This window comes from Peribacillus sp. NJ11 (assembly GCF_030348405.1).
Taxonomy (GTDB): Bacteria; Bacillota; Bacilli; order Bacillales; family DSM-1321; genus Peribacillus.
In genome coordinates, this window is sequence record NZ_JAUCFO010000001.1 from 3,225,038 (window position 1) to 3,250,614 (window position 25,577).

24 protein-coding genes, 1 other RNA gene, 1 pseudogene and 1 riboswitch are annotated in these 25,577 nt (G+C 39.6%); of the genes and pseudogenes, 20 read left to right on the plus strand and 6 right to left on the minus strand.

All coding sequences use genetic code 11. The features are described from left to right. Positions 1-3 precede the first annotated feature (3 nt). Entirely contained in the window at positions 4-2,730 is a 2,727-nt protein-coding gene (locus QUF86_RS15975) for a penicillin-binding protein 1A (RefSeq protein ID WP_289334838.1), read from the minus strand. A 27-nt stretch (positions 2,731-2,757) separates the two neighbouring features. Continuing rightward, positions 2,758-3,369, minus strand: a complete 612-nt coding sequence (gene recU / locus QUF86_RS15980; RefSeq protein WP_289315868.1) for a Holliday junction resolvase RecU — start codon at positions 3,367-3,369, stop codon at positions 2,758-2,760. A gap of 143 nt (positions 3,370-3,512) precedes the next feature. On the opposite strand from recU, the gene QUF86_RS15985 reads away from it, so the two are divergent. The 4 genes from QUF86_RS15985 (at position 3,513) to QUF86_RS16000 (ending at position 6,193) form a co-directional block, all read left to right on the plus strand. Next, entirely contained in the window at positions 3,513-4,460 is a 948-nt protein-coding gene (locus tag QUF86_RS15985; protein ID WP_289334839.1) for a DUF2515 family protein, read from the plus strand. Between the two features lie 355 nt (positions 4,461-4,815). Further along, on the plus strand, positions 4,816-5,091 hold the full coding sequence (locus QUF86_RS15990) for a hypothetical protein (protein ID WP_289315870.1): 276 nt from the start codon (positions 4,816-4,818) through the stop codon (positions 5,089-5,091). Between the two features lie 70 nt (positions 5,092-5,161). Further along, the gene (locus tag QUF86_RS15995; protein WP_289315871.1) at positions 5,162-5,530 is read left to right on the plus strand and encodes a YppE family protein; all 369 of its coding nucleotides are present in this window, start codon (positions 5,162-5,164) and stop codon (positions 5,528-5,530) included. Between the two features lie 78 nt (positions 5,531-5,608). Continuing rightward, positions 5,609-6,193 carry a YppG family protein gene (locus QUF86_RS16000; RefSeq protein WP_289318346.1) on the plus strand — a complete coding sequence of 195 codons (585 nt, stop codon included), beginning with the start codon at positions 5,609-5,611 and terminating at the stop codon, positions 6,191-6,193. Positions 6,194-6,264: 71 nt separating this feature from the next. Here the strand turns inward: QUF86_RS16000 and QUF86_RS16005 are convergent, their stop codons facing one another. Next, entirely contained in the window at positions 6,265-6,717 is a 453-nt protein-coding gene (locus tag QUF86_RS16005) for an Hsp20/alpha crystallin family protein (RefSeq protein WP_289315872.1), read from the minus strand. Positions 6,718-6,857: 140 nt separating this feature from the next. On the opposite strand from QUF86_RS16005, the gene QUF86_RS16010 reads away from it, so the two are divergent. From QUF86_RS16010 to QUF86_RS16070, 13 genes are all read left to right on the plus strand, one after another. Further along, a complete protein-coding gene (locus tag QUF86_RS16010) occupies positions 6,858-7,628 on the plus strand; it encodes an alpha/beta fold hydrolase (RefSeq protein WP_289334840.1) in 771 nt (256 codons plus the stop codon). A 120-nt stretch (positions 7,629-7,748) separates the two neighbouring features. Continuing rightward, positions 7,749-10,028 carry a DEAD/DEAH box helicase gene (locus tag QUF86_RS16015; RefSeq protein WP_289334841.1) on the plus strand — a complete coding sequence of 760 codons (2,280 nt, stop codon included), beginning with the start codon at positions 7,749-7,751 and terminating at the stop codon, positions 10,026-10,028. 32 nt (positions 10,029-10,060) lie between these two features. Further along, positions 10,061-11,320, plus strand: coding sequence for a ribonuclease H-like domain-containing protein (locus QUF86_RS16020; protein WP_289334842.1), 1,260 nt, complete (start codon positions 10,061-10,063; stop codon positions 11,318-11,320). 539 nt (positions 11,321-11,859) lie between these two features. Next, on the plus strand, positions 11,860-12,333 hold the full coding sequence (locus tag QUF86_RS16025) for a CotD family spore coat protein (RefSeq protein ID WP_289334843.1): 474 nt from the start codon (positions 11,860-11,862) through the stop codon (positions 12,331-12,333). Positions 12,334-12,399: 66 nt separating this feature from the next. Continuing rightward, positions 12,400-12,951, plus strand: a complete 552-nt coding sequence (locus QUF86_RS16030; RefSeq protein WP_289334844.1) for an SLOG family protein — start codon at positions 12,400-12,402, stop codon at positions 12,949-12,951. A 202-nt stretch (positions 12,952-13,153) separates the two neighbouring features. Continuing rightward, positions 13,154-13,465 carry a cell division regulator GpsB gene (gpsB, locus tag QUF86_RS16035; RefSeq protein WP_289315878.1) on the plus strand — a complete coding sequence of 104 codons (312 nt, stop codon included), beginning with the start codon at positions 13,154-13,156 and terminating at the stop codon, positions 13,463-13,465. An 80-nt stretch (positions 13,466-13,545) separates the two neighbouring features. Continuing rightward, positions 13,546-13,934, plus strand: an RNA gene (gene rnpB / locus QUF86_RS16040) — RNase P RNA component class B. Between the two features lie 691 nt (positions 13,935-14,625). Continuing rightward, complete coding sequence (locus QUF86_RS16045) at positions 14,626-15,765, plus strand: THUMP domain-containing class I SAM-dependent RNA methyltransferase (protein WP_289334845.1); 1,140 nt, start codon at positions 14,626-14,628, stop codon at positions 15,763-15,765. 203 nt (positions 15,766-15,968) lie between these two features. Beyond that, entirely contained in the window at positions 15,969-16,169 is a 201-nt protein-coding gene (locus QUF86_RS16050; RefSeq protein ID WP_034307871.1) for a cold-shock protein, read from the plus strand. Positions 16,170-16,397: 228 nt separating this feature from the next. Beyond that, entirely contained in the window at positions 16,398-18,314 is a 1,917-nt protein-coding gene (locus QUF86_RS16055; RefSeq protein ID WP_421155918.1) for an ATP-dependent DNA helicase, read from the plus strand. A 128-nt stretch (positions 18,315-18,442) separates the two neighbouring features. After that, positions 18,443-19,957, plus strand: a complete 1,515-nt coding sequence (locus tag QUF86_RS16060; RefSeq protein WP_289334846.1) for a carboxypeptidase M32 — start codon at positions 18,443-18,445, stop codon at positions 19,955-19,957. 395 nt (positions 19,958-20,352) lie between these two features. Next, positions 20,353-20,454, plus strand: a riboswitch (purine riboswitch). Positions 20,455-20,617: 163 nt separating this feature from the next. Next, positions 20,618-21,217, plus strand: a complete 600-nt coding sequence (locus tag QUF86_RS16065) for a xanthine phosphoribosyltransferase (RefSeq protein WP_289334847.1) — start codon at positions 20,618-20,620, stop codon at positions 21,215-21,217. After that, positions 21,210-22,523 carry a nucleobase:cation symporter-2 family protein gene (locus QUF86_RS16070; RefSeq protein ID WP_289315883.1) on the plus strand — a complete coding sequence of 438 codons (1,314 nt, stop codon included), beginning with the start codon at positions 21,210-21,212 and terminating at the stop codon, positions 22,521-22,523. Before QUF86_RS16065 ends, QUF86_RS16070 begins: the two co-directional genes overlap by 8 nt. 396 nt (positions 22,524-22,919) lie before the next feature. On the opposite strand, the gene QUF86_RS28915 is transcribed toward QUF86_RS16070, so the two are convergent. The 3 genes and pseudogenes from QUF86_RS28915 to QUF86_RS16085 form a co-directional block, all read right to left on the minus strand. Continuing rightward, positions 22,920-23,135, minus strand: a complete 216-nt coding sequence (locus tag QUF86_RS28915) for a chemotaxis protein CheC (protein WP_289334848.1) — start codon at positions 23,133-23,135, stop codon at positions 22,920-22,922. Continuing rightward, a pseudogene (locus QUF86_RS28920) lies at positions 23,128-23,229 on the minus strand (chemotaxis protein CheX); the annotation flags it as partial. The pseudogene QUF86_RS28920 and the gene QUF86_RS28915, both read right to left, overlap by 8 nt. A gap of 13 nt (positions 23,230-23,242) precedes the next feature. Then, positions 23,243-23,374, minus strand: a complete 132-nt coding sequence (locus QUF86_RS16085) for a hypothetical protein (protein WP_289336306.1) — start codon at positions 23,372-23,374, stop codon at positions 23,243-23,245. A 187-nt stretch (positions 23,375-23,561) separates the two neighbouring features. Between QUF86_RS16085 and QUF86_RS16090 the strand changes: the two genes are divergently transcribed. The 3 genes from QUF86_RS16090 (at position 23,562) to QUF86_RS16100 (ending at position 25,482) form a co-directional block, all read left to right on the plus strand. Continuing rightward, positions 23,562-24,650, plus strand: a complete 1,089-nt coding sequence (locus tag QUF86_RS16090; protein ID WP_289334849.1) for a type III polyketide synthase — start codon at positions 23,562-23,564, stop codon at positions 24,648-24,650. Then, positions 24,650-25,180, plus strand: a complete 531-nt coding sequence (locus tag QUF86_RS16095) for an isoprenylcysteine carboxyl methyltransferase family protein (RefSeq protein ID WP_289315885.1) — start codon at positions 24,650-24,652, stop codon at positions 25,178-25,180. The genes QUF86_RS16090 and QUF86_RS16095 overlap by 1 nt, the downstream gene beginning before the upstream one ends. A gap of 137 nt (positions 25,181-25,317) precedes the next feature. Next, entirely contained in the window at positions 25,318-25,482 is a 165-nt protein-coding gene (locus QUF86_RS16100; RefSeq protein WP_289315886.1) for a hypothetical protein, read from the plus strand. Positions 25,483-25,577 lie beyond the last annotated feature (95 nt).

Consider the following 25,577-nt stretch of genomic DNA (forward strand, 5'->3'; position numbering starts at 1 on the left):
TAGTCAATCTTGATTTTCTTTATCCTTGTCTTTCTCTTTTTCTGGATCAGGGTCCGGGTTAGGATTAGGGTCCGGGTCAGGGGTTTCGACTGGTGTTTCTTCTACCGTCCCAGGGTCGGTGCCAGGATCCCCGCCTTCAACGTCTTCATCATCCTTATTGCCATTTCCATCATCAGTATTGTTTCCATTGCCATTGTTATCAGTGTTTCCATCCTCATTACCATTTCCATTGTTTCCATTGTTGCCGTTGTTATTTTTGTCTTCGTCTTGTTTATCTTCTTCGCCTTCAGCAGGAGTTTCTTGTTCCATATCTTCACCTTCGGCCGGATCTTCAATCTCCTCTTCAGTATCCTCAGGTTCTTCCGCTTCAGCCGGTATTTCGACAGATGTACTTGCAGGATCACTTTGTTGGTTATCCACTAACGCGACCACTGAGAAAGTATATTTACTTCCAGGGGTTGGATTAGGGATCGTTAAACTAGTATCCTTCGATTTTTTTAACACGCTCTGCGCTCCGCCATCAACGGACATCATAACCTCGAATTGGGCTTTTCCTTTAGGATATGACCATGATAGATTGATTGCATTACTTTCTTGATTGTAAGAAGCGTTAATGCCTGGTGAGTCAATTTTCTCATATTCTGTCGTCACTTGTGTTGGCTCGTGACCTTTAACATAATATTCATAAGTGATTTTACTGCTTGGTGTATATTCATTGGCTTTAACAGCCGGATTCGAACCTTTTATGACTCCAACTTTTACAACGCTGTCAGGTTGATCAAAGTCTTTCGTTTCTTTTGATTGAGCCATATGTTCCATTAAATTCTTAAAGATTGATTTAGGGATCCTTTGAGAAGAATCACCCAGATACTCCAATTTCTCACCTGATGCATTATCATAACCAGCCCATACTGCGACTGTATAATTGGTTGTATAACCCGCCATCCAGCTATCTTTTACACCGGAAGATGGGATGTTGTTCGCTGCACGCTGTTCAGGCGTGAAATTGGTTGAACCCGTTTTACCGGCTACTGGGAGATTAGGTATATTGGCTAACCTTCCTGTTCCATAAGGTTCTTTCATTACGCTCTTCAACATGTCCGTAACGATGAAAGCCGTGGAATCTTTCATGACCGGTTTCGAATCAGTCTTGTTTTTGATGGTTGTTTTGTCACGTAAAACAATCTTTTTCACACTATGCGGTTCATTATAGATACCGTTGTTTCCGAATGAACTGTATGCACCGGCAAGTTCAAGAGTAGAAACGTCTTTACCGCCACCCAATGCTGCTGATTCTGTTATTTCCTTTTCAAAAGGAATGCCCAGGTCAGTGGCAAAATCACGCGCACGGTCCAATCCGACTGCTTGAAGCGTTTTTAAGGCAGGGATATTTAATGAACGTGCCAGTGCTTCGCGAGTCGTTACGGTACCATAATGTCGCCCGGAAGCATTTTTAAGCGGTGTTCCATCAGTGTAACTATATTCCTCATCTTTGATTTGATGGTAGGTGGACCAATTTAAATATTCTACGGCAGGGCCATAATCCAAAATTGGCTTAATGGTCGAACCAGGTGAACGCTTGGCATCCGTTGCATAATTCCAGCCACGTTTAACTGTCGTGTTCCTGCCGCCGCCCACTGCTTTTATTTCACCAGTTTCAGTATCGAGTAAGGTGACTCCAGCTTGGAGATCTTTACTTGGATAATTAATGATTTCATCACTGTTCAACATGTTATAGACATATTCCTGGGCATCTTTATCAATGGTCGTTTGGATTTCCAAACCATCGGTAAAGACGTTATAGTCACCCATATCTCCGACTTCCTCAATTACCAAATCGATGAATGCATCATAAGCAGTCGTATCGATTTGGCTTTTATCGATTTCTTGAAGTCCTTCTGTTATATCGATGCTTTGTGCACTTTTCATTTCATTTTCGGTGATATATCCATGTTTATTCATTAAGTGCAGGACAATATCACGGCGTTCTTTCGCACGTTCAGGGTATTTATAAGGGTCATAACGGCTTGGACTTTGCGGTAATCCGACAAGCATGGCCGCTTCGTTCAATTTCAATTCGCTTAGATCTTTTCCATAATAAGTCTGGGAAGCAGTTAAGACCCCGTTGGCACGGTTTGCAAAGAAGATCTTATTCACATACATTTCGAAAATTTCTTCTTTTGTATATTTTCTTTCAAGCTGAATGGATAGCCACATTTCCTGGACTTTCCTTTTAATGGTCTTATCAGGTGTTAAATAAGAACGCTTGATAACCTGCTGGGTCAATGTACTTGCACCCTCTGAGCCGAATCCGTTTTTGAAGTTGGCTATGACGGCACTGCCCAGACGTAAGAAATCCACCCCGTGGTGTTCATAAAAGCGGGAATCTTCCGTAGCAAGGAAAGCTTCTTCGACAAGATCAGGTATGTCTTCATAATTTACATAATCCCGGTTTTCCGTTCCGACTTCAGCAAGCAATTTTCCGTTTTCATCCAGAATTTTGGATGTGACTGGATCTTTCAAAAGCTTTTCGTCAAGTTTTGGAGCATCGCTTATAAAGTAAGCCATTGCAGCTCCTCCGGCAACCAAGCCTATAATTCCGATCGTGACTAGTATAAGGAAAATGCGCTTAAGCATATTGGTTGGCTTTTTAGGTCCATTCTTCGGTCCCTTTTTTTGTGTCTGACTCTGCTTTCGGCGTTCTTCTCTAGTATTATATTTTTCAGCCATTACAGCTAACCTGCCTTTCTAAAAAAACTAAAAATTTTCTGCGATGAGCGAATCTACTACTTTAATATAGTCAATTCTCGGTTGAAAGCCAAGAGTAATCTTTCGTGAACTGCTTTCAACCTCTTGAAGAGTTATAGATTTGCGCCCGCCGTCTTTCATTCTTTTCCAATAAAAACTCAGTTGTTCAGAACTCATTAGATATATATCATCCATTGCGGAAAACCGGATGATGACAAATGCAATTCCATCATGCTGAATGATCTGTTTCATATGTTCAATTTGATGGTCATGAAAATTCTTCAGTGGGAACGAACTGCTGTTTTTCGTTTCCTTTGCCTCAAAATCAATGTACTTTCCTTTATAAACACCATTGTAATCGGTGGTCGACGCTTGTTTGAAGTAGGCTTCTTTAATGACTGCAGCACTTCTCTTCGGGTAGTGGACATCGACAATTTGAATAGGTGTCGGTTTTTTATGGATGACGGCAATGCCGTGTGCTAAATAATACTGATTGGTTTCGTTCAAATCGTCTTCCAATGTTTTTCCCCGGTTGCTATAACTGATTTTTTTTAGTGGGCTTTTTTTTTCTTCCATAGCCTGCGGTACAAATCTTCGTCCGTTGGGATAATGAAATGCCACTTTTACCCCTCCTTTTTTTCACTTATCTATATTAGCAAAAAAAGAATCCAATATGTGAATAAAAAGAATTGTTTCTTAGAACGATAGGATTAATGTACAACTATATGTCACAATTCATCGCTATAGAAAGGCTGGACACATAGATGCGAATGTTAAAGACTGAAAAGCAATTGCTCCATTCCATAAAAGTCCAAACCGATAAAGGGAATAGGGATAATATATCAAGAACAAAGGCATATGAACAATTTTTCAAAATGCATCCAGAAATACAATGGTCTTTTTTAGCGGGGATGGTTTCTAGAAATGCAGGCTGGAATATGTGTGACCTTGAAGGGATTTGGCTTTCCCATTTGCTTAGCCCCAAATACAGGCATCATTTCTTTCTAACGTATGAAGATGCCAATTGGAGAATATTTCAAGATGCTTATCCGCAATTGCTTCTCTATCATTATTCGACGAAGTATGAACGTCCTTTGTTTCACTTATGTCATTATTTTTTTATTACTAAATTCATGACGAATGAATGGTATTCCTTTTGGAAATATGGGAATCGTGAAAGATTAGTCACTGCGCTTATAATAAATGAACAAAACATCATTGAAAAACCGGTTATTAAAAAGCAATCTTTCGTTTTTCATTCTATATTATTTTTGCTGCAGGACTGGATGCATTTTAGCACTGTCTTATTTCCTACCTGCAATGGAAGACTGTATGGCTCTTCCGTTTCGCATTTTAGAAATATCGATAAAAGGATTGAATTGGGGAAAAGGTTGGCTGGCCTTTTATTTTCTGAAGATTTGTTTCCGCTTTTTCATGAATTTTCCTGCCGGACTGAACCAACTGGGGCTAGATATGATTATGAAAAATATCGAAAAAAGCCTAGGTACCATGAAACCCCGATGCTGAGGGGAGTTTATCCATTGATTCATCATAAAGTGGGTGAGACGGAGCAATGGGATTTGAAAAAAAAGATTAAAAAGGATTGGTTCATTGAACCTCAATGGGAAGAAGACCCGCAATTGACCGATTGGTATGACCATAAACAAAAGCAGCTGCACACAGTAGCGATGATCAAGAATTGGTTTTTATAAAAGGAAACAGGGAAGGCGTCGATTGAGCCTTCCCTGTTTATTGTACAGTATTTAAGACTTACGTTGAGGGGCGGTTTTCTCCACTAAGTTTCGGGTTCCCCGTTCCTGCCTTATTAGTGGGCGGCTTTTGTCGTTTTTCGTTTTTTTGCTGTCTGCTTTCATTCGACTGCATAAAATCACCTCCTGACTGTATTTTTGTTTAAAACTCCATTCTTCATTCTGCCATTGTTGTCGAAGGGCATAATAAATTAAGTGAATTGCACTTTCTTTGCCGATTCCCTTCTAGTTTTGTCAGTCATGAAGGGCTTTGTGATAAAAAAAAGAATAGTACAGGTAAAGAATGGGAGGGATCAGCATGGTCAATAAAAGTGTCGCAACAGAGGAAATATTAAGGATGATAGCTGAGATCAGTACCAGCCTGGATCGTTTGGAAATTTCATATGGGGAAACTGTAAATACAGTCCGGTGCAAACTATGGGCAGAGCAATATACATTAGTTAATGAAGCCCAGGAAGCCATTGAAAAAGCCGAGGATTATTGGGTGAATGCTGAAGGTGAAAACCATTCCTTTTCCATTGTTCCGGAAAAATCAATAATTAAACACAAGGTTTTAACTGAATTGCACGTATAAGCCAACAGAATATCATTTTATAAAGAACTGGATTATACTAAAGGGAAACAAACGTGCGGAGGAATATATTGTGCAAAAAGAAAAACTGCAGCTATTGACTGAACAATTAATAAAATATACGGTCCAAGCCGATGATATCTATGAGGGTGTACGCAAGGAAGGAAAGGAAAAGGATTTCTTTTCGGAAGTCAAGCCCTTCGCAGACCAAGTCAGGACCGTATGCATCGAATGGGAAACTGGAATGAAGGAGTGGATGAAAGAAACCGAGTTTAAGCATCTTTTCCCCGAGCAAATCGAACAAACCGCTCATAACCTTTCTGATGTAGCCGTTCAGGCATTCTTTCCTAAAACCAGTTACAAGCGATTTAAAAGTCATATCCAATCGGTCGAATTTATCCTTCATAATGTAAAAGCGGAAATCGATCGGATTTTATCATAAAAACACCTACACTATATTTCCTCTTTTTTCATATATTATCAGAACCATGTAATGAAAAAAGAGGAGGGCTCATTGAACATGATGAGATCCGGTTTTAACCAAGTCTCCCCAAATCAAGGACAGTATCCTCAATCAATGCCGGAATATTGGGGAGGGTACCAGCAGCCAATGCAGTATCCTCCGCCAAATAATCATAATCTTGAACAACCATTTATGTATCCTTATCTTCCCCAGGATACAGGGGGCTATATGACGCCATATCATGATCCATATCAGCAAGCGGCCTATCACCCATACCAACCAGTTCAGCAGCAGGCGATGCCTGTGGGAGCTTATCCGGGCACTAGTGTAATGCAGCCACTGCCGCAAATACCACAAATGCAGTTCAATCAGCAGCCGCAAGCTTTTAGTCCGTTCGCCAATCCGCTGCAGCCAGCTAAACGGCCCCCACAAAGTCAGCAGCAGGCTTATAATCCTTATCCTAAGCAGCAGTTCATGCAAAAGCCACAGCCATCGGGTATCAAATCGGTCATGAATCAATTCAAAACACAAGATGGCTCAATGGATATAACGAAGATGATGAATACAGCTGGACAAATGATGAATACAGTTTCTCAAGTATCTTCAATGGTCAAAGGAGTAGGGGGCTTCTTCAAAGTTTAAATGGTGAATAAAGTATAAAAGCAGACTTATAAGTGACCCAGCCACTTTTTAAAGTCTGCTTTTAATCTTGCCTAATTGATTTCAATTCGATTCCCTCTGATTTTGGGAAGGTGAAGCGTGAGGATGCCATCGCGATGTCGTGCGGTCACTTTTGCTTCATCAATCGCTTTTGGAAAGGAAATGGTTCTTGAAAATGTACCTGCTGAAACTTCCTTTTGAAACATTCCTTGAGTTTTGTGCTTCCTATCTACATGCTTTGCAGTTATGGTTACTGCATGGGGCAGCACATCAATTGAAATCTGGCTGCGTGCAATACCGGGCAAGGTAGCGTTAAGGGTATATTCTGAAAGCGTCTCGTGAACATCAACCGGAAAGCTGCGTTCTTTAGTTGAACCGAAGAATTCGTCAAGGGATTGCAGCATGCCTTTAGGTGGCCTTTCGGAAAACAGTCGATCCATTTTGTTAATGAAATGGGTAAAGGGTTCTATTCGATTCCGATTATTTTTTTTTTCAGAAGAGGTCATCACGGTGCTCCTTCCTAAAAAATTCCTTTGCCTATAGGCTATGTGAGGACTGAAGAATTGTGAATGCACTCTTGGGTTTTAGATACGGGTCTATAGGGAATAAAGTTACTGAATGATCAAAAAGGAAATGAGGGATTGATATGAATAAGACAAAAAATAGCAAGCTTTCCTACATAGATACCGGGAAAGGAAATAAAACGTTGTTGTTTATCCATGGCTTTTGTGGAAGTCATGAATATTGGAGTGACATCATTGCTGAATTAAAGGATGAATACCGGGTTGTTGCCGTTGATTTACGGGGACATGGGGCAAGTGAGGAAATAGGGAAATCTTTCTCGATTGAAGATATGGCTGCTGATATTGCGTCATTTTTGGAAGACCTGAAAATCGGACAGGTTTATATGTTTGGTCATTCACTAGGGGGATATGTCACCTTGGCATTCGCCGAAAGGTTTCCTGGGAAATTGTCTGGTTTTTCACTGATTCATTCTACCGCTTTTCCGGATGATGAGGCTGGTAAGGAGGGACGTTTAAAATCTGTTGAGAAAATCGAAATGGATGGAATCCCTGCTTTCATTGACGGACTTGTACCAAAGCTTTTCGCTCATTCCGATGACCCAAATATTGAACATACTAAGGAAATCGGTTATAAAACCAGTGAAAGTGGAGCAATTGGATCTTTGCATGCCATGAGGAACAGAACAGACAGAAATCATGTACTTAAAGATACGAAGCTGCCGGTCCTTTTGGTTGCAGGTGAACAAGATAAGGTGATTCCCGCTGAAAAAACCTTTTCTGTAAAAGGGAGTCATATTAATGAAGTTATACTTGAGGGGAGCGGCCATATGGGAATGCTGGAAGCTCCAAACCGACTAATCGAAGAAATCATTCGCTATGTCGAGAAGAATTAACTGAAAAAAGTCTAAGCAGGAAACGGGCTGTTGCCGTTTCTTGCTTTTTTTTTGAATAGGAAATAGTTTCCCTTTTGCATAGAACGTTCATTCGATAGAATAGGAGTATGAGGTGGTTATATGAAACTGCGAAAAAATTTACAAGAAATCATCACGGATTTAAAAACCAATGAAAATTTTAAAGATAATATTGTACATTGGCAAGTAATTGAAGCGAAAGAAGCAAAACATGTCCCTTTTCCCGATCGAATGAATGATAAGATCAAGCATGCTCTTGAAAAACGGGGGATAAATGGGTTGTATACGCATCAGGCAACGGCATTTGATACAGCTGTCAGTGGCAATAGCCTTGTAGCGGTCACCCCAACAGCTTCTGGTAAAACATTTTGCTATAATTTGCCGGTCCTTCAAAAAATACTTGAAGATGAAAAAACCAGAGCGCTGTATATTTTTCCGACAAAAGCGCTGAGTTATGATCAGAAAAGCGAATTGAACGAAATGATTCATGAAATGGATGCTCAGATAAATAGTTATACGTACGACGGGGACACACCTTCAAATATCAGGCAAAAAATCCGACAGGCCGGGCATATCGTGATCACCAATCCTGATATGCTCCATTCCGGAATCTTGCCGCATCATACGAAATGGGTTTCTTTGTTTGAAAACTTGAAATATGTGGTCATCGATGAACTCCATATTTACCGCGGCGTTTTCGGAAGTCATACCGCTAACGTCATAAGAAGATTAAAAAGGATCTGCAAGTTTTATGGAAGCGACCCTGTATTCGTCTGTACCTCCGCTACGATCAATAACCCAAAAGAGTTGGCAGAAGAGCTTACGGAAAAAAAAATGATCCTCATCGATAATAACGGGGCCCCAAGTGGGAAAAAGCATTTTGTGTTTTACAATCCCCCAATAGTCAATAAACCACTAAACATTCGAAGGAGTGCGGTTTTGGAAGTCAGGAAGCTCGCAAATGAATTTTTGAAAAATAAAATTCAAACGATCGTTTTTGCGCGAAGTAGGGTTCGTGTGGAAATTCTATTGACCTATTTACAGGAACTCGTCTCAAAGCAATTGGGACCAAAATCGATCAGGGGCTATCGCGGGGGGTATCTGCCAACACAGCGCAGAGAAATTGAACAGGGCCTCAGGGATGGTTCCATTTATGGGGTGATATCTACGAATGCACTTGAGTTGGGTGTCGATATCGGCCAGCTCCAGGTTTGCATAATGACTGGTTACCCTGGATCGATATCGAGTGCATGGCAACAGGCGGGACGAGCAGGAAGAAGGCATGGTGAAGCACTAATCATCATGGTCGGCAGTTCTAGTGCCCTTGATCAATATATCGTCCAGCATCCCGATTACTTTTTTACCAGAAATCCAGAAACTGCAAGAATCAATCCAGATAATCTTTTGATCTTGGTTGATCATGTCAAATGTGCAGCATATGAGCTGCCATTTAAAAAAGGTGATACCTTTGGAAAAACAGAGATTATGGACGTACTGGAATTCCTTACGGAAGAAAGGGTCTTACACCTGAATGGGGACAAATGGCATTGGATGAACGATGCTTTTCCCGCAAGCAATATCAGCCTGCGTTCTGCGGCACAGGAAAATGTCGTAATCATCGACCAAACGAATGCCCCGGTTAATCGGGTCATAGGTGAAATGGATACGTTCAGTGCAATGACCCTTCTCCACGATGAAGCCATTTACTTGCACCAGGGAATGCAATTTCAGGTGGAAGAACTTGATTGGGATGAAAAAAAAGCTTATGTACGTGAAGTCAATGTGGACTATTATACGGATGCTAACCTTGCCGTTCAGTTGTCTGTATTGGAAGTGGATAAACAGCGAACTTTTGCTTCCACAGCAGCTGCCTTTGGTGATGTCGCCATCCGGGCGATGCCTACGATCTTCAAAAAAATCAAATTTGAAACTCATGAAAATATTGGTTCGGGGCCAATCAGTCTCCCTGAGATGGAACTGCACACAAGTTCTGCCATGCTTTCCATGGAGCCTGATATATTTGAATGGGACGAAAATCGAATAGAACAAGGAATGATAGGCGCTGCCCATGCTCTTAATTACATGATTCCGCTATATGTTATGTGCGATCCACATGATATCCATGTTTATCCGCAGGTTAAGGCAGCGCATAATGAAAAACCAACAATTTTTATCTATGATAGTTATCCGGGAGGCATTGGGTTAAGTGATAAAGTATATGAAAACTCTGAAGTCATTCTATTGGAAACCATATCCATGATCGAAAATTGTACTTGTGAAAGCGGCTGTCCTTCCTGTATAGGAACGGAATCAACCACGAAAACGGCAAAGAGTGATGCAAAACAGTTATTGGGTCAATTTTGCAAGGAAAAACAAGCATAGTTTGCGGGGATAAGTGAAAAGAGGAGTAGTTTATGTCATTAAAAAATAAATTGAACCGTATGAAAACGCATATGAACCTGGAGCCAGTGAAACTTCCTTCTGAAGAAGAAAATAACCATATAGTGAATGAAGAAATTCCTTATCTTGAAAAGTGGCAGGAGAACGATACCGTTTCCTTTCATTTCGATGATGACTATTGTTTCATTAGGGAGGTCCGCTACCCTATAAATCATAAACACGGGTTATATGCATTTTCTGAGCTGAAAAAGATCGTAAATGAGTGGAATCAAACCTCTTTGGAGCATCCCCTATCCGCTAGGGGCGTTAAAAGTGAAGACCTGTTTTTCTTCGATACGGAAACAACAGGGCTTGGAGGCGGAGCCGGCAACACCATTTTTTTACTTGGTTATGCCTATTTAGAAGGTGAAGAAGTTGTCGTGAAACAACATATCCTTCCGCAGCCCGGAAGTGAAATACCGCTTTACCAGAGCTTTCTGGAAAACATCAATTACGAAACGCTTGTCACATATAATGGTAAATCCTTTGATTGGCCCCAGCTAAAAACCAGACATACCTTGGTAAAGGAACATGTACCAAAACTACCGGAATTCGGACATTTCGATTTATATCATGCTTCAAGACGGCTTTGGAAAAACAAATTGGAACGAGTGAAATTATCAGTAGTCGAAACAGATATTCTAGGTGTTCATAGGGAGGATGATATTCCTGGATATTTGGCACCGATGATTTATTTTGATTTTGTTGAGAGGAAGAATCCAGAAATTTTGTTTGGAATCATGAAGCATAATGAATTGGATATCTTATCACTGATAACATTGTATATTCATTTGTCCCGGAAAATCCTCCAAATCGATGGATATACGGAAGAGTCCATGGAAATTGCACGCTGGCTCGCTTATCTGGGTAAAAAAGAGGAGTCAGTCGAGACATATGAAAAAATAGTGGAAGCGGGAAATGAGGAAGATCGGATAATTGCAGGCCATGCCTTAGCCTTCCAGAAAAAGAAGCAACAACAATTCAATGAAGCATTGGAAATTTGGAAGGAAGTCGCCTTAAAAGGAAATGTGCAAATAAGGATACAGGCACAAATTGAATGTGCAAAATTATATGAACATCAATTTAAGGAAGTCGGAACTGCTCTAAAATGTGCAAAAATTGCACAACAAGAGATGGTGAGGGAAGGGACCATTCCAGGGAAAAAACAGTTGGAATTGGAAAAGAGGATCCGGCGGCTCGAAAAAAAAGAGGAATCTAAGGGTATTTCTGTATAAGATAAGGGAATCGGAATTGTCTTTTAGTGCGAAAGGCTGAAAATAAAAAATATGGATACAAATATTGTAGCCTTCAACTATTATGTGTAAAATGGAAAGAGTTGAGGGTGAAATTCCGAAGCATTCATTTCATACCTTTACATCATATAAATTTAAGGTGAAAGCGGAGCGGAGAAATGTATAAAACGACTTTATTTCTATTTTTTGTAGTCCTTTGTTTAACGATTGTTTTATTTACATCATTAAAAGAAAGTCTCTATTCCTTTTTATAGAAAATTACCCTCGGAACATTTGAAGGGTTAGCCATATTATAATTAAAGTGTACTAATTGACAGCCATACATAGTTTTATACTTATTCTGTATAAATAGGTCATTTCATCAGTACACGTCTCCCCTTTTTTTCATAGTCTGTAATGGTAAGACTAAAATTATCATGATGAAAGGGGACGTATTATAAATGTATTTTCGTAATTGTGGAGGAAATAAACCCAATGTAATGGGCGTATCCAACAATGTAATGGGCGTATCCAGCAATGTAATGGGCGCATCCAGCAATGTAATGGGCGCATCCAACAATGTGATGGGCGCATACGGGAAAGCACCTGGAGTAATGGGCGCATTCACCGGTAAACACCCCAACAACGTAATGGGAGCGTCAACCGGTAAAAACTCTAACGTAATGGGAGCCTATAGTCCATCGGCTGTGTCTCCAGCGCAATATGGTCCATCGGCTGTGTCTCCAGCACAATTTGGCCCAACACAAACATCTCCATCTCAAGTCGCCCCAGCGCAAGTCTCTCCAACACAGCAACATGTTAATACGAATGTATCGAACACAGTTATTCCTGTCGTTCATCCATCACATACAACGACTGTCAATAAACATGTGAACACGTTTAAGCATTACTTCCCGCATACTCAATCCGTGGTGAACGAGTGCTATAATCAACACTTGATATGTGGAAGGCCGGCGCATAACCCATGCTGTCCGCCTAGGCATTTCGGATACTAAAAAATAAGGGCTTATTAAGCCCTTGTTTTCATACATAATCATGTTAAAAGGGAGATTGGCCAAGCAATGAAGGTTTTGTATATGACTGGCTACAAAGCTTTTGAATTCGGGATTTTCAAAAATGACCATGAAGCCGTAAAATATATAAAGAAAGCGATGAAGCAACGTCTTCTGCCATTGGTGGAAGATGGGCTGGAATGGGTGATTATATCAGGTCAGTTGGGTACGGAACTATGGGGTGCCGAAGTGGTGTTCGAAATGCAGGAAGAATATAATCAGCTTAAATTAGGGGTGCTTACTCCTTTCCTGAAACAGGAAGAGTCATGGAATGAGACGAATCAAGACTATTACCGATCCATTTTGGCCCGTGCCGATTTTGTTGAATCCATTTTCAACAAGCCATATGAAGGGCCACAACAGCTGAAAATCAAAAATAAGTATATGGTCCATAAAAGCGATGCCATGCTCATCATTTTCGATGCCGAAAAAGAAGGGTCAGCCCGATATCCATATTTCGAAGCGATGAAAAAAGCGGAAACACAGCCTTACCCCATCTTTCAGATAAACTTTGATGATCTGCAGCTGGCTGCGGAAGAAAGCAGCTGGTCCGAAGAATGACAGAGTGAAAATAATTATGGATTAAAAGTTGTTTCTAAAGCATATTCATATTATGATGAAATTTAGATACAGATTCATGGGAGTACATATCGTTCACTGAAACATTATGCAAATAAAAAGGTGTTTCGTTGACAAACCCAAGCAGATTTGAAAAAATAATAAAAAGTCGATTGTATTGGCGAAAGTATTGAGGTGAAGTCTTATGCTATCCGATAAGATAAAATTAACGGCTAAAGATATTCTTGAGAAAGATTTTAAACCAGCCATGCGCGGTTATAAACCTGAAGACGTGGATCAATTCCTGGATCTGATCATTAAAGATTATGAAGTGTTCCATCAGGAAATTGAAGATCTTAAACAAGAAAATCTTAAATTGAAAAAACAAGCCGAAGAGAGTACAAAACGTCCAAATCAACCTGCTCCCAGTGCCACTCCGGGAACCACTAACTTTGACATCCTTAAACGGTTATCCAACTTGGAAAAGCACGTTTTCGGAAACAAGCTTTTTGATTGAGGTTTTGCTTTGTAAAAGTAAAATTGATTTTGGTATTGTGTTTTCATGAATAATGGAGTATAATCAATTATGTTATGTTAACGTTTGGGTAATTGCTGCTGCATTTTTGCAGTAGAGGAAAGTCCATGCTCGCACGGACTGAGATGTCCGTAGTGTTCGTGCCTGGCGAAAAAATAAGCTTGGGCAGCAATCTTGGATTGCTGACGGCTGGGAAAATGCCTAAGTCCTTTTGGATATGGCATGAATACCTATAAAAGTGCCACAGTGACGGAGCCTTTACAGAAATGTAAAGGGTGGAACGAGGTAAACCCCACGAGCGAGAAACCCAAATTAATGGTAGGGGCGCTTTCTTCCTTGGAAATGAACGAGGAGAAGGACAGAAGCCATGCTTCTGTAGATAGATGATTACCGCCGAAGTACGAGACGCGAGTCGCTTGCAGTACTGAGGAACAAAACATGGCTTACAGAACGTTATCATATAACACTAAAAGCACAACTCTCCTTTTAAAAGGAGAGTTTTTGTTTATGGAGAATGCTCTTGAATAAAAAAGGGGGCATTCCAATTTATTTTTCGTTTTCTGAAACCCCGCTGTGTTAAACTAAGAACTTGGCAAGTTTTTAATTCCAGTCGAGTGATTCTTTAACTGAAAGTGTCAAGTAGGAGGACAATTGCTTAATTGACGTCTGTTCGTAACGTTTTTAAAAATAGCGTTGAAATGTTAAGCATTCCTTGATTCTGGGGTATCCTATTTATAAAGGTTCTGTTTGGCTTCTATTTAAAGGTATTAAGACATGACTTCAAATCTTCAGGTCAATGAATGGGAAGCATTTCTCTATAAGGTATACATAATTGGTGTGAATAAATGGTCCTTCGCTGTTATGGATAAATATTTGCAGCGTTTACCTTCATGGATAATTGAGTAAAACTTTATTTTATTGCGTTTGATTTTCCGGTTACTTTAAAAAATGCTCTCGCTGGATGACAACGACATTTTTTTTAGGAAATCAATGACGAAATCTAAGCAAAAAATAAATTGACGGTGGAACTTTTAAAAAGGTTTACATGTCTAAAATCGATTCCTAATTCTTTATTCTTATTAATGAAGGAATTAGGTAAAGGTACAATTGATTTGGATTAATGGAAAGAAGGTGCAGGATTAATGAAACAATTCGATATTATCGCAACATCAGCAATGGGATTGGAATCAATTGTCGCCAAGGAGGTTCGGGATCTTGGTTACGATTGTCAAGTCGAAAATGGTAAGATCACGTACAAAGGGGACCAATCTGCCATTGCCCGCTCTAATTTATGGCTGCGGAGTGCAGACAGGGTGAAAATTAAAGTCGCAGAATTTAAAGCATATTCGTTTGATGAGTTGTTTGAAAAAACAAAGGCCTTGAATTGGGAAGAATACTTATCAGCCGATGTCGAGTTCCCGGTGAGTGGGAAATCGGTTAAGTCCCAGCTCTATAGTGTCCCTGATTGTCAGGCTATCGTCAAAAAGGCGATTGTTGATAGATTGAAAAGCAAATATAAGCAGGTATCTTGGTTTGCGGAGACGGGTCCTTTATTTAAAATTGAAGTGTCTATTTTAAAAGATGTAGTGACACTTACCATGGACACTTCAGGTGCGGGTTTACATAAACGAGGATATCGGACAGGACAAGGGGAGGCTCCCCTTAAAGAAACATTGGCGGCTGCGTTAATCATGCTGACCAATTGGAAACCGGATATGCCTTTCATTGATCCGTTTTGTGGATCAGGAACGATTCCTATCGAGGCTGCCTTAATTGGGCAGAACATAGCACCTGGGTTTAACAGGGAATTCGTTTCTGAAACCTGGTCGTGGATGGACAGTAAGGTATGGGAGGAAGCAAGGGTTGAGGCTGAAGATTTAGCCGATTATGATCAGTACTTGGACATAACCGGTTGTGATATCGACCATCGGATGGTAGAAATATCTAAAGCGAATAGTTTTGAGGCCGGTCTTGGAGATCTGGTTGAATTCAAACAAATGCAAGTGAGGGATATCTCGACTAGGAAAGAGTATGGTGTCATTGTCGGGAACCCCCCTTACGGAGAGCGTCTAGGTGAGAAAAAAGCCGTTGAACAGATGTATAGGGAAATGGGACAAGCCTTCAAGAAGCTTGATACTTGGTCAGTATACATGATTACCTCCAATCCTGACTTTGAACAGCATTACGGTAAGCCTGCAACGAAAAAAAGGAAGCTTTTCAATGGTTTCATCCGTGCAGACCTTTATCAGTATTGGGGAAAAAGACCGCCGAAACAGTTCTAAAGTGAAAATGAGTGGGTAGAATATAACGGTGAATTTTGATAGTCAGGACGTTTTATTCATAATAGGTTCCAGTCTTGCTTATCATTTCCTTTTCTGTTATTCTAATAATGAATTATTTTTGTTCAGATTTAAGGAATACCTTAATATTCAATGAGCAAGGATAGTAATATAATGTGTGGAAAACACACTAGGAGGCAACAAAAATGGAACAAGGTAAAGTAAAATGGTTTAACGCAGAAAAAGGTTTTGGATTCATCGAACGTGAAGGTGGAGACGATGTATTCGTACATTTCTCAGCTATCCAAGGCGAAGGTTTCAAAACACTTGAAGAAGGCCAAGACGTTACATTTGATGTAGAACAAGGTCAACGTGGACCACAAGCATCAAACGTAAACAAAGCTTAATTCAACCCTATATTATTTACAGACAGGCTCTCTAAAGGAGCCTGTCTTTTATTTTACGAGTCGGTTAACTTGACAGCATACATAGAAGAAAAACATGCTTTATACACTTCATTTCTGATGGGAGGGTAAATATCTTGACTATTAATGTGAAATAAAGGATAATATACTTTTGCCTAGATATATTATAATGCGGTTACGATATACTGATGATAGATAAAAGGGGAGACCATGATGCTTAAAACACTGCCTTTTTCGGTAACAAAGGAAGATTCTTTTTACGATAAGCTTTCAGAATGGATCGGTGATGTTTTTTACGATATTCTTCCCGAAAAAGGATTTGAGCTGCGTGACGAACAGATCTTCATGGCTTTTCAGTTAGAAAAAGCCTTTAAAGAAAAGAATGTAAGTTTTGCTGAAGCAGGGGTAGGGACCGGTAAGACCTTGGTCTATTTACTATATGCGATTTGTTATGCGAGATATACGAACAAACCGGCAATTATTTCGTGTGCAGACGAAACGTTGATTGAACAGCTTGTCAAAGAAGAAGGCGACATCCAAAAAATCAAGAATGCCTTAGGTATTGAAGTGGATGTTCGGCTTGCCAAATATCACGATCAATATGTATGTCTTAAGAAATTGGATCACGCAGTGAATCATGAAGATTCAGAGGGAATAGATCAGCTCTATGATGAACTTCCCAAGTTTGTCCATGATAACTCATCCATGAACGCCTATACAGCATATGGGGACCGTAAACAGTATCCATATTTAAATGATGAAGACTGGTCTAAAGTTGGCTGGGATCAGCTTCAAAACTGTTTTACTTGTGATAAACGCCATCGTTGTGGACAAACTTTATCACGGGACCACTACCGAAAATCAAGCGATTTGATCATTTGTTCACATGACTTCTTTATGGAGCATGTATGGACTAAGGAAAAACGTAAGCGTGAAGGACAGTTACCATTATTGCCTGAACATAGCTGCGTTGTCTTTGATGAAGGCCATCTATTGGAGTTTGCTGCTCAAAAGGCTTTAACTTATAAAGTTGGGGAACAAACCCTTGCTTCGGTTTTAGAATTGCTTACTGCCAATCAGGTTCGTGAAGAAACCTTATACATCATTGAGGACTTAATTGATATCAATGAAGAGTTTTTTGATTTGTTGGATGAAAAAGCCATACATGTAAGCGGATCTAATCGTTATGAAATCCCGATGTCCAAAGAGATAACAAGCTTTGCCCAAAAGCTTCATAAAAAGGTTGAAGAGTTAGAGGAAAACCTTGTTTTTGAAGCGGAAATGTACACGATCAATGACTATGATTTAAAAGTGACGGAAGAATATTTAGAACAGCTGGGTTACTCCCTTTCCCTATTTGTGAAGGATGAACAGGCAGTTTCCTGGTTTGAAGAAAATGAAATGACCAAAACATTGGTCATCATGCCAAGGCTTGTACAGGATATTTTGTCTGAACAGGTATTCTCTAAAAAAATCCCTTACATTTTTTCATCGGCTACATTATCGGATAATAAATCTTTCCAATACATTGCAGATAGCCTAGGGATAGAAAAGTATGACAGCTTCTCCGTTGAGTCACCATTCGATTACGATGAAGTCATGAAAATGAACATGCCGGTCTTCGAAAATGGAGACCAATTGGCAAAACTTCAATATACGATGAAGACGATTGAGGAAAATGAAGGTCGAACACTTGTGTTATTCCAGTCAAAAGAAGAATTGCATTGGTTCAAGGAAAACTGCCCAATATCAACCTATCCTTTTTATTTTGAAGGTGAAGCGGAAATCAGCGAGCTTGTTAAGAAGTTTCAAGAGAATGAGCAATCTGTTCTTTTCTCCTATCATTTATGGGAAGGGCTTGATGTTCCAGGACCTTCATTACAAAATGTAGTGATACACTCCCTTCCATTCCCGCCACGGGATCCAGTATTCGAGGCCAAACGTAACTCGGTTACCGATGCATTTGAAGAAGTGGATCTTCCATACATGCTCCTTCGATTGCGTCAGGGAATAGGGCGATTGATCAGGACAAGCAATGACTCGGGAACCGTACAGATTTTGATTGAAAAGAACCTTTCGGAACAGGTGAAAGAGAAGATTGTATCCGTTCTTCCTGTAACGCTTTAAGTCAATCCAATCCAAAAAAAAGAGCCAAGGGCCCCCTTGGCTCTTTTTTTATTTTATTAAACGGAGTAGTTCTGATATGAAAGATTTTTGTATAATATGGTAAAGTATATTTGGAAGGAGCTGTGAATATGAATAAGGGTATCGATCTGATTGAAAAAGAATTTAAAGAATATGTCAAGAAAATCTCGGCCTATAATGAAGCGCTCGCGTTAATTTTTTGGGATTTGCGTACAGGTGCACCGAAAAAGGGCGTTGAGCAGCGTTCTGAAGTTATCGGGGTGCTTTCCTCCGAGGTGTTTAATATGATTACAAGTAAAGAAATGGAATCCTTCATTACAGAACTTTCGGTGGAGAAAGCGATTCTTAGTGAAACGACGAATAAAATGGTACAAGAGTGTAAAAAAGAGTTTGAAAGAAATAAGAAAATTCCTGCAAACGAATATAAGGAATTCGTCATTTTACAATCCCGTTCTGAAAGTGCGTGGGAAGAGGCAAGGGAAAAAGCTGATTTTTCATTATTTCAACCTTATCTTGAGCAAATTGTTGCCTACACCCGTAAGTTCGTAGAGTATTGGGGATATGAAGGGCAGAAATATAATACCCTTTTAGACATGTATGAACCAGGCATGACTGTAGATATACTTGACAGCGTATTCAGTGAGCTTCGGTCGAGGATAGTCCCTCTGGTAAAACAGATTGCTGAAAGCGAACATAGACCTGAAACAGCGTTCCTTTACAAAGAATTTCCAAAAGAAAAGCAGCATCAACTCAACCTGGAAGTTTTAAAACAGCTAGGATACGATTTCAATTCTGGCAGGCTGGATGAAACGGTTCACCCTTTTGCAACTGGAATAAACAGGGGCGATGTCCGTGTGACGACCCGTTACGATGAAAATGATTTCCGGGGGGCAATATTCGGTACCATTCATGAATGTGGACATGCCATTTATGAGCAGAATATCGCCGAAGAGTTAACCGGAACACTGCTCGATAGTGGGACATCAATGGGAATCCATGAATCACAATCTTTGTTTTTCGAAAATTTCATTGGACGAAACTATAGCTTCTGGAAAAACAAATTCACCCTATTAAAAGAATATGCTCCCGAACAATTCAATGATGTGACGCTGGATGAATTTTACCGGGGCATTAACGAATCAAAACCATCGTTCATCCGTATTGAAGCAGATGAACTGACGTATCCTCTACATATTATGATTCGGTATGAATTGGAAAAGGCTCTCTTTAATGGAGAACTTGAGGTGAAGGATTTACCAAAAGTCTGGAATGAAAAATACAAGGATTATTTGGGGATTGTACCTGAGAATGATGCCATGGGCGTTTTACAAGATGTACACTGGTCAGATGGCAGCTTTGGTTATTTCCCATCTTATGCATTGGGATATATGTATGCAGCCCAAATCAAGCAGTCGATGCTTAAAGATTTGCCTGATTTTGATGGACTGTTGGAAGCGGGTGATATTGCTCCAATCAGGGAATGGCTTAATGAAAAGATACATAAATACGGAAAAACTAAAAAGCCTCTGGAGATTTTGAAGGAAACGACAGGTGAAGGCTTGAATGTTCAGTATTTAATAAAGTATCTTGAAAATAAATATAAAGAAGTTTATAAAATCAAATGAATCAAAAGAAGAGGGCCTTGGAATTATTTCAAGGCCTTCTTCTTTTTTTATGGCTGCGATAATCCAATCCATAATTTCCAAAACTGAAAAAACTGTGTTATTTCGTTTCAGCCTCTTCTTGGAGCAAAGAAGAGGGTGAAAATGAATATAAAGTGATTCCAAAAAAGAGTATAGTACCACCAATCGCCTGAGCGGTTTGGTATGGAATCCACTCAGTGCATGCGCAGGATAACCTTAAGTGGCTATTTGTTAATGGGTAAATCCATGTTAATTAGACTTGGTGATTTCATAATTTTCAAATAATACGAATGATACTTTCTTTTTTTAATTGAAAGTTCGGTTTTTGTTAAAAATGACTTTTCAAATAGAGCCAGCGTTGTTATAATTCATATATTAATAAAATAAAAATTTTCACTCGTATAATAGCAGGGATATGGCCTGCAAGTTTCTACCGGATTACCGTAAATAATTCGACTATGGGTGAGTAATAGATCTTGTTGCATAATGGTAGGCTTTTGCTGATTCATTTTTCATTCATGCCCAAGAAATATTGCTTCACTCCAAAAAAGTGCCGCAATGTTTCTTGGGCTTTTTTATATGCCGGGAAACAATTGCATGGTTTATGGGTCAATATAACATCCAAGATTGGGAGGAACCTTCATGCAACTTTTAAAGGAAAAAATCTTGTCCGAGGGTCAAGCTTTATCAGAAGATATTTTAAAAGTAGATTCATTCTTAAATCATCAAATGGATCCTATGCTAATGAAAGAAATCGGTAAAGAATTCGTAAAACGTTTCGAACAAAAAGAAATAACAAAAGTGCTGACAATTGAATCTTCAGGCATTGGACCTGGTTTGATGGCTGCCTTGGAATTGGAAGTTCCGCTAATTTTTGCCCGTAAACGTAAATCACTTACTTTAACAAATGATTTAGTGACGGCGTCCGTTCATTCCTTTACAAAAAAAGAAACCAATACAATTACTGTTTCCAATAAATATATTGAAGCTGGGGATAAGGTTTTGATCATCGATGACTTCCTTGCGGTCGGACAAGCAGCCCGGGGCTTGGTGGATATCTGTAATCAGGTTGGAGCAGAAGTGGCCGGTATCGGCATCGTTATTGAAAAAGCATTCCAAAGTGGCGGTAAGGATCTTAGGGAACAAGGTTTTCAAGTGGAATCCCTTGCGCGAATTGCAGAGTTGAAATTCGGTGAGATAACGTTCGCTGAGGAAATGGAAGGGGCAACCGTCAATGTCTAATCAATCACCATTAAAAGTTGCTTCCTTAGGACTACAACATGTTCTTGCAATGTATGCAGGTGCGATCGTCGTTCCACTGATTGTCGGAGGAGCATTGGGTTTAACAGCTGCGCAGTTAACCTATTTAGTTTCGATAGACATTTTAATGTGCGGAATAGCGACGTTATTACAAGTCTGGAAAAATAAATTCTTTGGAATCGGGCTTCCCGTCGTTTTAGGCTGTACTTTCACGGCAGTTAGCCCCATGATCGCCGTAGGTACCCAATATGGAATCTCCACCATTTATGGAGCCATTTTAGTGTCAGGATTGATCGTCATAATAATTAGTAAGTTCTTTGGGAAACTGGCAAGGTTTTTCCCACCGGTCGTTACTGGATCAGTCGTTATGATCATTGGGATCACACTCATTCCTGTCGCAATCAACAATCTTGGCGGCGGCCAAGGTGCTCCTGATTTCGGAAACTTGGATAATGTAGCTCTTGGTTTTGGAACTTTGTTATTCATCATTTTCATGTATAAATTTTCAACGGGGTTCGTACGCTCCATCTCTATTTTACTGGGGCTGTTAGTCGGGACATTTGTCGCTTTCTTCCTTGGAAAAGTTGATTTTAGCTCAGTAGCAAGTGCCACTTGGTTGCATTTGCCTCATTTTTTCTACTTTGGCACTCCGACTTTCAATATCACGGCTATCATTACAATGACCTTGGTGGCGATCGTCAGCTTAGTGGAATCGACTGGCGTTTATTATGCCTTAGGAGAAATCACGGACAAAGAGATTTCGGAAGACGATCTCGCGCGTGGATATCGTTCTGAAGGGCTTGCCATCATGCTCGGCGGTTTGTTTAATGCTTTTCCATATACAGCATTTTCACAAAATGTCGGTTTGATTCAATTGTCGGGAATAAAAACAAGAAATGTCATTTATACAACAGCGGGCATGCTCATTTTCATTGGCTTTGTTCCGAAAATTGGTGCATTCACGACGATTATTCCTTCCTCCGTGTTAGGCGGGGCAATGGTTGCCATGTTCGGAATGGTGATTGCCGCTGGAATTAAGATGTTAAGTAAAGTGGATTTTGCCTCTCAAGAAAATTTATTGATCATCGCTTGTTCCGTAGGTATGGGACTTGGGGTCACGGTCGTTCCTGAGCTTTTTGCTAAAATTCCGGAAAGTATTCAAATATTAACGGATAATGGAATCGTGGCTGGAAGTCTGACAGCCATTTTCCTGAACATCGTCTTTAACATCGTCCCTACAAAAGGGAAAGTGAAGGAAGCGCGTATTGAAAGGCAGAATGTAGCCTGATTAAAAATAGATTCGGTATACTTGATAGATTCACCCATAAAATGCCCCAAATCCTCAGATGATGGATGATTTGGGGCATTTTATATTTCCGCCCGAAGACTTATCATTGATAATGAAGTTTTTTCATGAAATGAGATTTTGTCAGATAAAAGGAAACTCTCTTCACTTTTTGAATATATTGATAGTATATGTTCAGGAAAGTAGTGATAGATATGGAGAGAAAATATTGTATTCATTGTCGGACCATTTTAAGTCAGGAGAATAGGTGCAGTGTATGTGGAAATGAGGAGTTTCAAAATATCATTATACAAGTACAAAATCAATCTTCAGTGAAGAAGGAAGAATGAACGTACCCCCTTACCGATTATCTGGGTAAGGGGGTTTATTGTTTCAAGATTACATTTCAACCATTAAGATGATATGAAGGGTACCTACGACTTCCAATGAAATGGGCAAATTGACTGCTTCATTAAACCCATACATTTTGGTATTGCCCAAAATGACGGTGGGAGGTGTAATATCCATAATTGTATTCTCCGTTTCTAAGGAGGTGGCGATATTGCCCAGCAAGCATGTTGCCGAGTTCTGCTGCGAAAGATTCAAGCATTTCACCTTCTATTGGAATGCCAAACATGCCTTCACCTATTTTACTCATGCATCCGTTTGTTCCTTCAATGATTATACTTCCGCGGATATCCCCTGTCATGTCAATAAGCACGCTAATGGATTCCTGTTTGAAAGGCTTCCTGATGAGGGATGGCTTTTGAATGTCTATAGTTAAAAGGAATAACGGACTTAACAGCAAGGATGGATGCATTTAACACTTTTGTAATTACAGTGTTGATTTCCATTTTCATTCCTCCGATTGTATGCTTATGTGTTCTACTTTAACAATTTTATAGGTTCTTTTACCTATATTTTTTAGAAAATAATAAAAAATATAATGAAACATCAATAAATATAACCATTAAGCCGTAAAGCATAAATGATATCTCGGTGGGTATATTAACCATATCATGAATAATAAGGGGTGGGATCATGCCATATTTATTATCTGCATCACATATAAAGCTACCATATTTACTTTCACAGGAAAAAATCATGGAATTTTCGAGAGAAATCTTTGGACCCTCGTATAAGAATATAGAACGGTTACTAAAGGCCTTTAAAAATGGACAAGTGGAAAATCGATATTTTTCAAATGATCTTGATTGGTTTAAAGAGGATCATACTTTTTCCGATCGGAATGATTTATACATCAAACAGGCAGTCAAGTTTGGGAAAGAGGCTATAGAAAAATGTTTAGCCAACACAGAATTTTTAAAAGAAGAACTGCATGCAAACGACCTGGATGCTTTCTTTTTCATCTCAAGTACGGGTATCGCTACCCCGACCATCGATGCCAGGATAATGAATGAGCTTTCATTTAACCCGCATGCAAAAAGAATCCCGATTTGGGGACTTGGCTGTGCAGGGGGAGCGAGTGGCCTATCACGTGCTTTTGAATATTGCCAAGCATATCCGGCGGCGAAGGTCATTGTTTTAAGTGTGGAGTTATGCAGTCTGACATTTCAAAGGAATGATATCTCCAAAAGTAATTTAATTGGAACTTCCTTATTTTCTGATGGAGTGAGCTGTGTTTTGGTTTGCGGTGATGAAGTACCGGATGAACAGTTTTCAAGAAAAGGAAGCCATTTGAAATTTTTGGATTCGCAATCCACGCTTATGCCGAATTCATTGGATGTAATGGGGTGGGATGTTAAAGAACAAGGGTTATACGTGATCTTTTCGAAAGATATACCTTCAATCATCAAAGATTGGCTTAAACCGAATGTTCAGGAATTCTTAATGGAGAATGGATTGGAGCTTGGGGATATCAAAGATTTCATTGCTCATCCTGGAGGGAAAAAAGTAATTGATGCTTATCACGAAGCCCTGGGATTCGATGAAAGCATGACGGGAGAATCAATGAGTGTATTGAAGGAATTTGGCAATATGTCCTCAGCCACTATTTTGTACGTCCTGGAGAGATTCATGCAGCGTGGCGGGAATAAAGATGAAGTCGGCTTGGCTGCTGCATTGGGGCCTGGATTTTCATCTGAACTTGTGTTAATGAGGTGGAAATGATGATCTTCGCCATTTTCATAATCTTGATTGCCATTCAACGACTCGTTGAACTATATATTGCCAAGCAAAATGAAAAACAGCTGAAAGTTGCAGGAGCTGTAGAATACGGTGAGTCTCATTACAGATGGATGGTTCTAATGCACCTTAGTTTTTTTATTGTTCTCATTATTGAGGTGGTCGTGTATGAACGGGATGTGGCTGGAGTTTGGCCAATTTGGCTGATCCTGTTTCTAATTGCGCAGTCTGGAAGGATTTGGGTAATCAGTTCATTGGGAAAACATTGGAATACAAAAATCATCGTGGTTCCTAATGCCGAAGTAGTCATTAAAGGACCTTATAAATATTTCAAACATCCGAACTATATAATAGTAGCAACTGAGATTATAGTTATTTCCTTATTATTCAATGCATATTATACTGCAATCATCTTTAGTTTACTGAACGTTTGGATGATGGCTGTAAGAATCCCCCTAGAAGAGAAGGCATTAAAGGAACATACGGAATATTCTGCGGTTTTTAAGGGAAAATAATAAAAATTATAAATTCTTATTGAAAATGATTATCGTTCGTGATAAGATTCTAAATGAAGATGAAAATTATTCTCAATCACATATCGATAAATTTATTATTAAAAACTAAAAGCTACTCAATATAAAAGAGGATGGTGTTGGTAATGGTCTGGGTATTCATTTTATTGACAATCGCTACATATGGTTTTGTGATGAAATATGTATTAAATAATATTCAAAAACCGGCAAAGGCAGTAAAACCTTATACCGAGTCAACAATGGAAAACCGAGCTGCATTTAACCCCACTCCTACAACCAGGTAAATACCTGGTTTTTTTTGCATTCACGACGATTATATAATCAAACTAGATGAATCCGCCAAACGGCGGTTTTTTTTTGAACACGGCCTGTAATGAAT

Coding starts and splice junctions, on each gene's coding strand:
- QUF86_RS15975 (WP_289334838.1), bottom strand. CDS start 2,730: ATGGCTGAAAAATATAATACTAGAGAAGAACGCCGAAAGCAGAGTCAG.
- QUF86_RS15985 (WP_289334839.1), top strand. CDS start 3,513: ATGCGAATGTTAAAGACTGAAAAGCAATTGCTCCATTCCATAAAAGTC.
- QUF86_RS15990 (WP_289315870.1), top strand. CDS start 4,816: ATGGTCAATAAAAGTGTCGCAACAGAGGAAATATTAAGGATGATAGCT.
- QUF86_RS16000 (WP_289318346.1), top strand. CDS start 5,609: ATGATGAGATCCGGTTTTAACCAAGTCTCCCCAAATCAAGGACAGTAT.
- QUF86_RS16005 (WP_289315872.1), bottom strand. CDS start 6,717: ATGACCTCTTCTGAAAAAAAAAATAATCGGAATCGAATAGAACCCTTT.
- QUF86_RS16010 (WP_289334840.1), top strand. CDS start 6,858: ATGAATAAGACAAAAAATAGCAAGCTTTCCTACATAGATACCGGGAAA.
- QUF86_RS16015 (WP_289334841.1), top strand. CDS start 7,749: ATGAAACTGCGAAAAAATTTACAAGAAATCATCACGGATTTAAAAACC.
- QUF86_RS16020 (WP_289334842.1), top strand. CDS start 10,061: ATGTCATTAAAAAATAAATTGAACCGTATGAAAACGCATATGAACCTG.
- QUF86_RS16025 (WP_289334843.1), top strand. CDS start 11,860: ATGGGCGCATCCAGCAATGTAATGGGCGCATCCAACAATGTGATGGGC.
- QUF86_RS16030 (WP_289334844.1), top strand. CDS start 12,400: ATGAAGGTTTTGTATATGACTGGCTACAAAGCTTTTGAATTCGGGATT.
- gpsB (WP_289315878.1), top strand. CDS start 13,154: ATGCTATCCGATAAGATAAAATTAACGGCTAAAGATATTCTTGAGAAA.
- QUF86_RS16045 (WP_289334845.1), top strand. CDS start 14,626: ATGAAACAATTCGATATTATCGCAACATCAGCAATGGGATTGGAATCA.
- QUF86_RS16050 (WP_034307871.1), top strand. CDS start 15,969: ATGGAACAAGGTAAAGTAAAATGGTTTAACGCAGAAAAAGGTTTTGGA.
- QUF86_RS16055 (WP_421155918.1), top strand. CDS start 16,398: ATGATGCTTAAAACACTGCCTTTTTCGGTAACAAAGGAAGATTCTTTT.
- QUF86_RS16060 (WP_289334846.1), top strand. CDS start 18,443: ATGAATAAGGGTATCGATCTGATTGAAAAAGAATTTAAAGAATATGTC.
- QUF86_RS16065 (WP_289334847.1), top strand. CDS start 20,618: ATGCAACTTTTAAAGGAAAAAATCTTGTCCGAGGGTCAAGCTTTATCA.
- QUF86_RS16070 (WP_289315883.1), top strand. CDS start 21,210: ATGTCTAATCAATCACCATTAAAAGTTGCTTCCTTAGGACTACAACAT.
- QUF86_RS16085 (WP_289336306.1), bottom strand. CDS start 23,374: ATGGAAATCAACACTGTAATTACAAAAGTGTTAAATGCATCCATCCTT.
- QUF86_RS16090 (WP_289334849.1), top strand. CDS start 23,562: ATGCCATATTTATTATCTGCATCACATATAAAGCTACCATATTTACTT.
- QUF86_RS16095 (WP_289315885.1), top strand. CDS start 24,650: ATGATCTTCGCCATTTTCATAATCTTGATTGCCATTCAACGACTCGTT.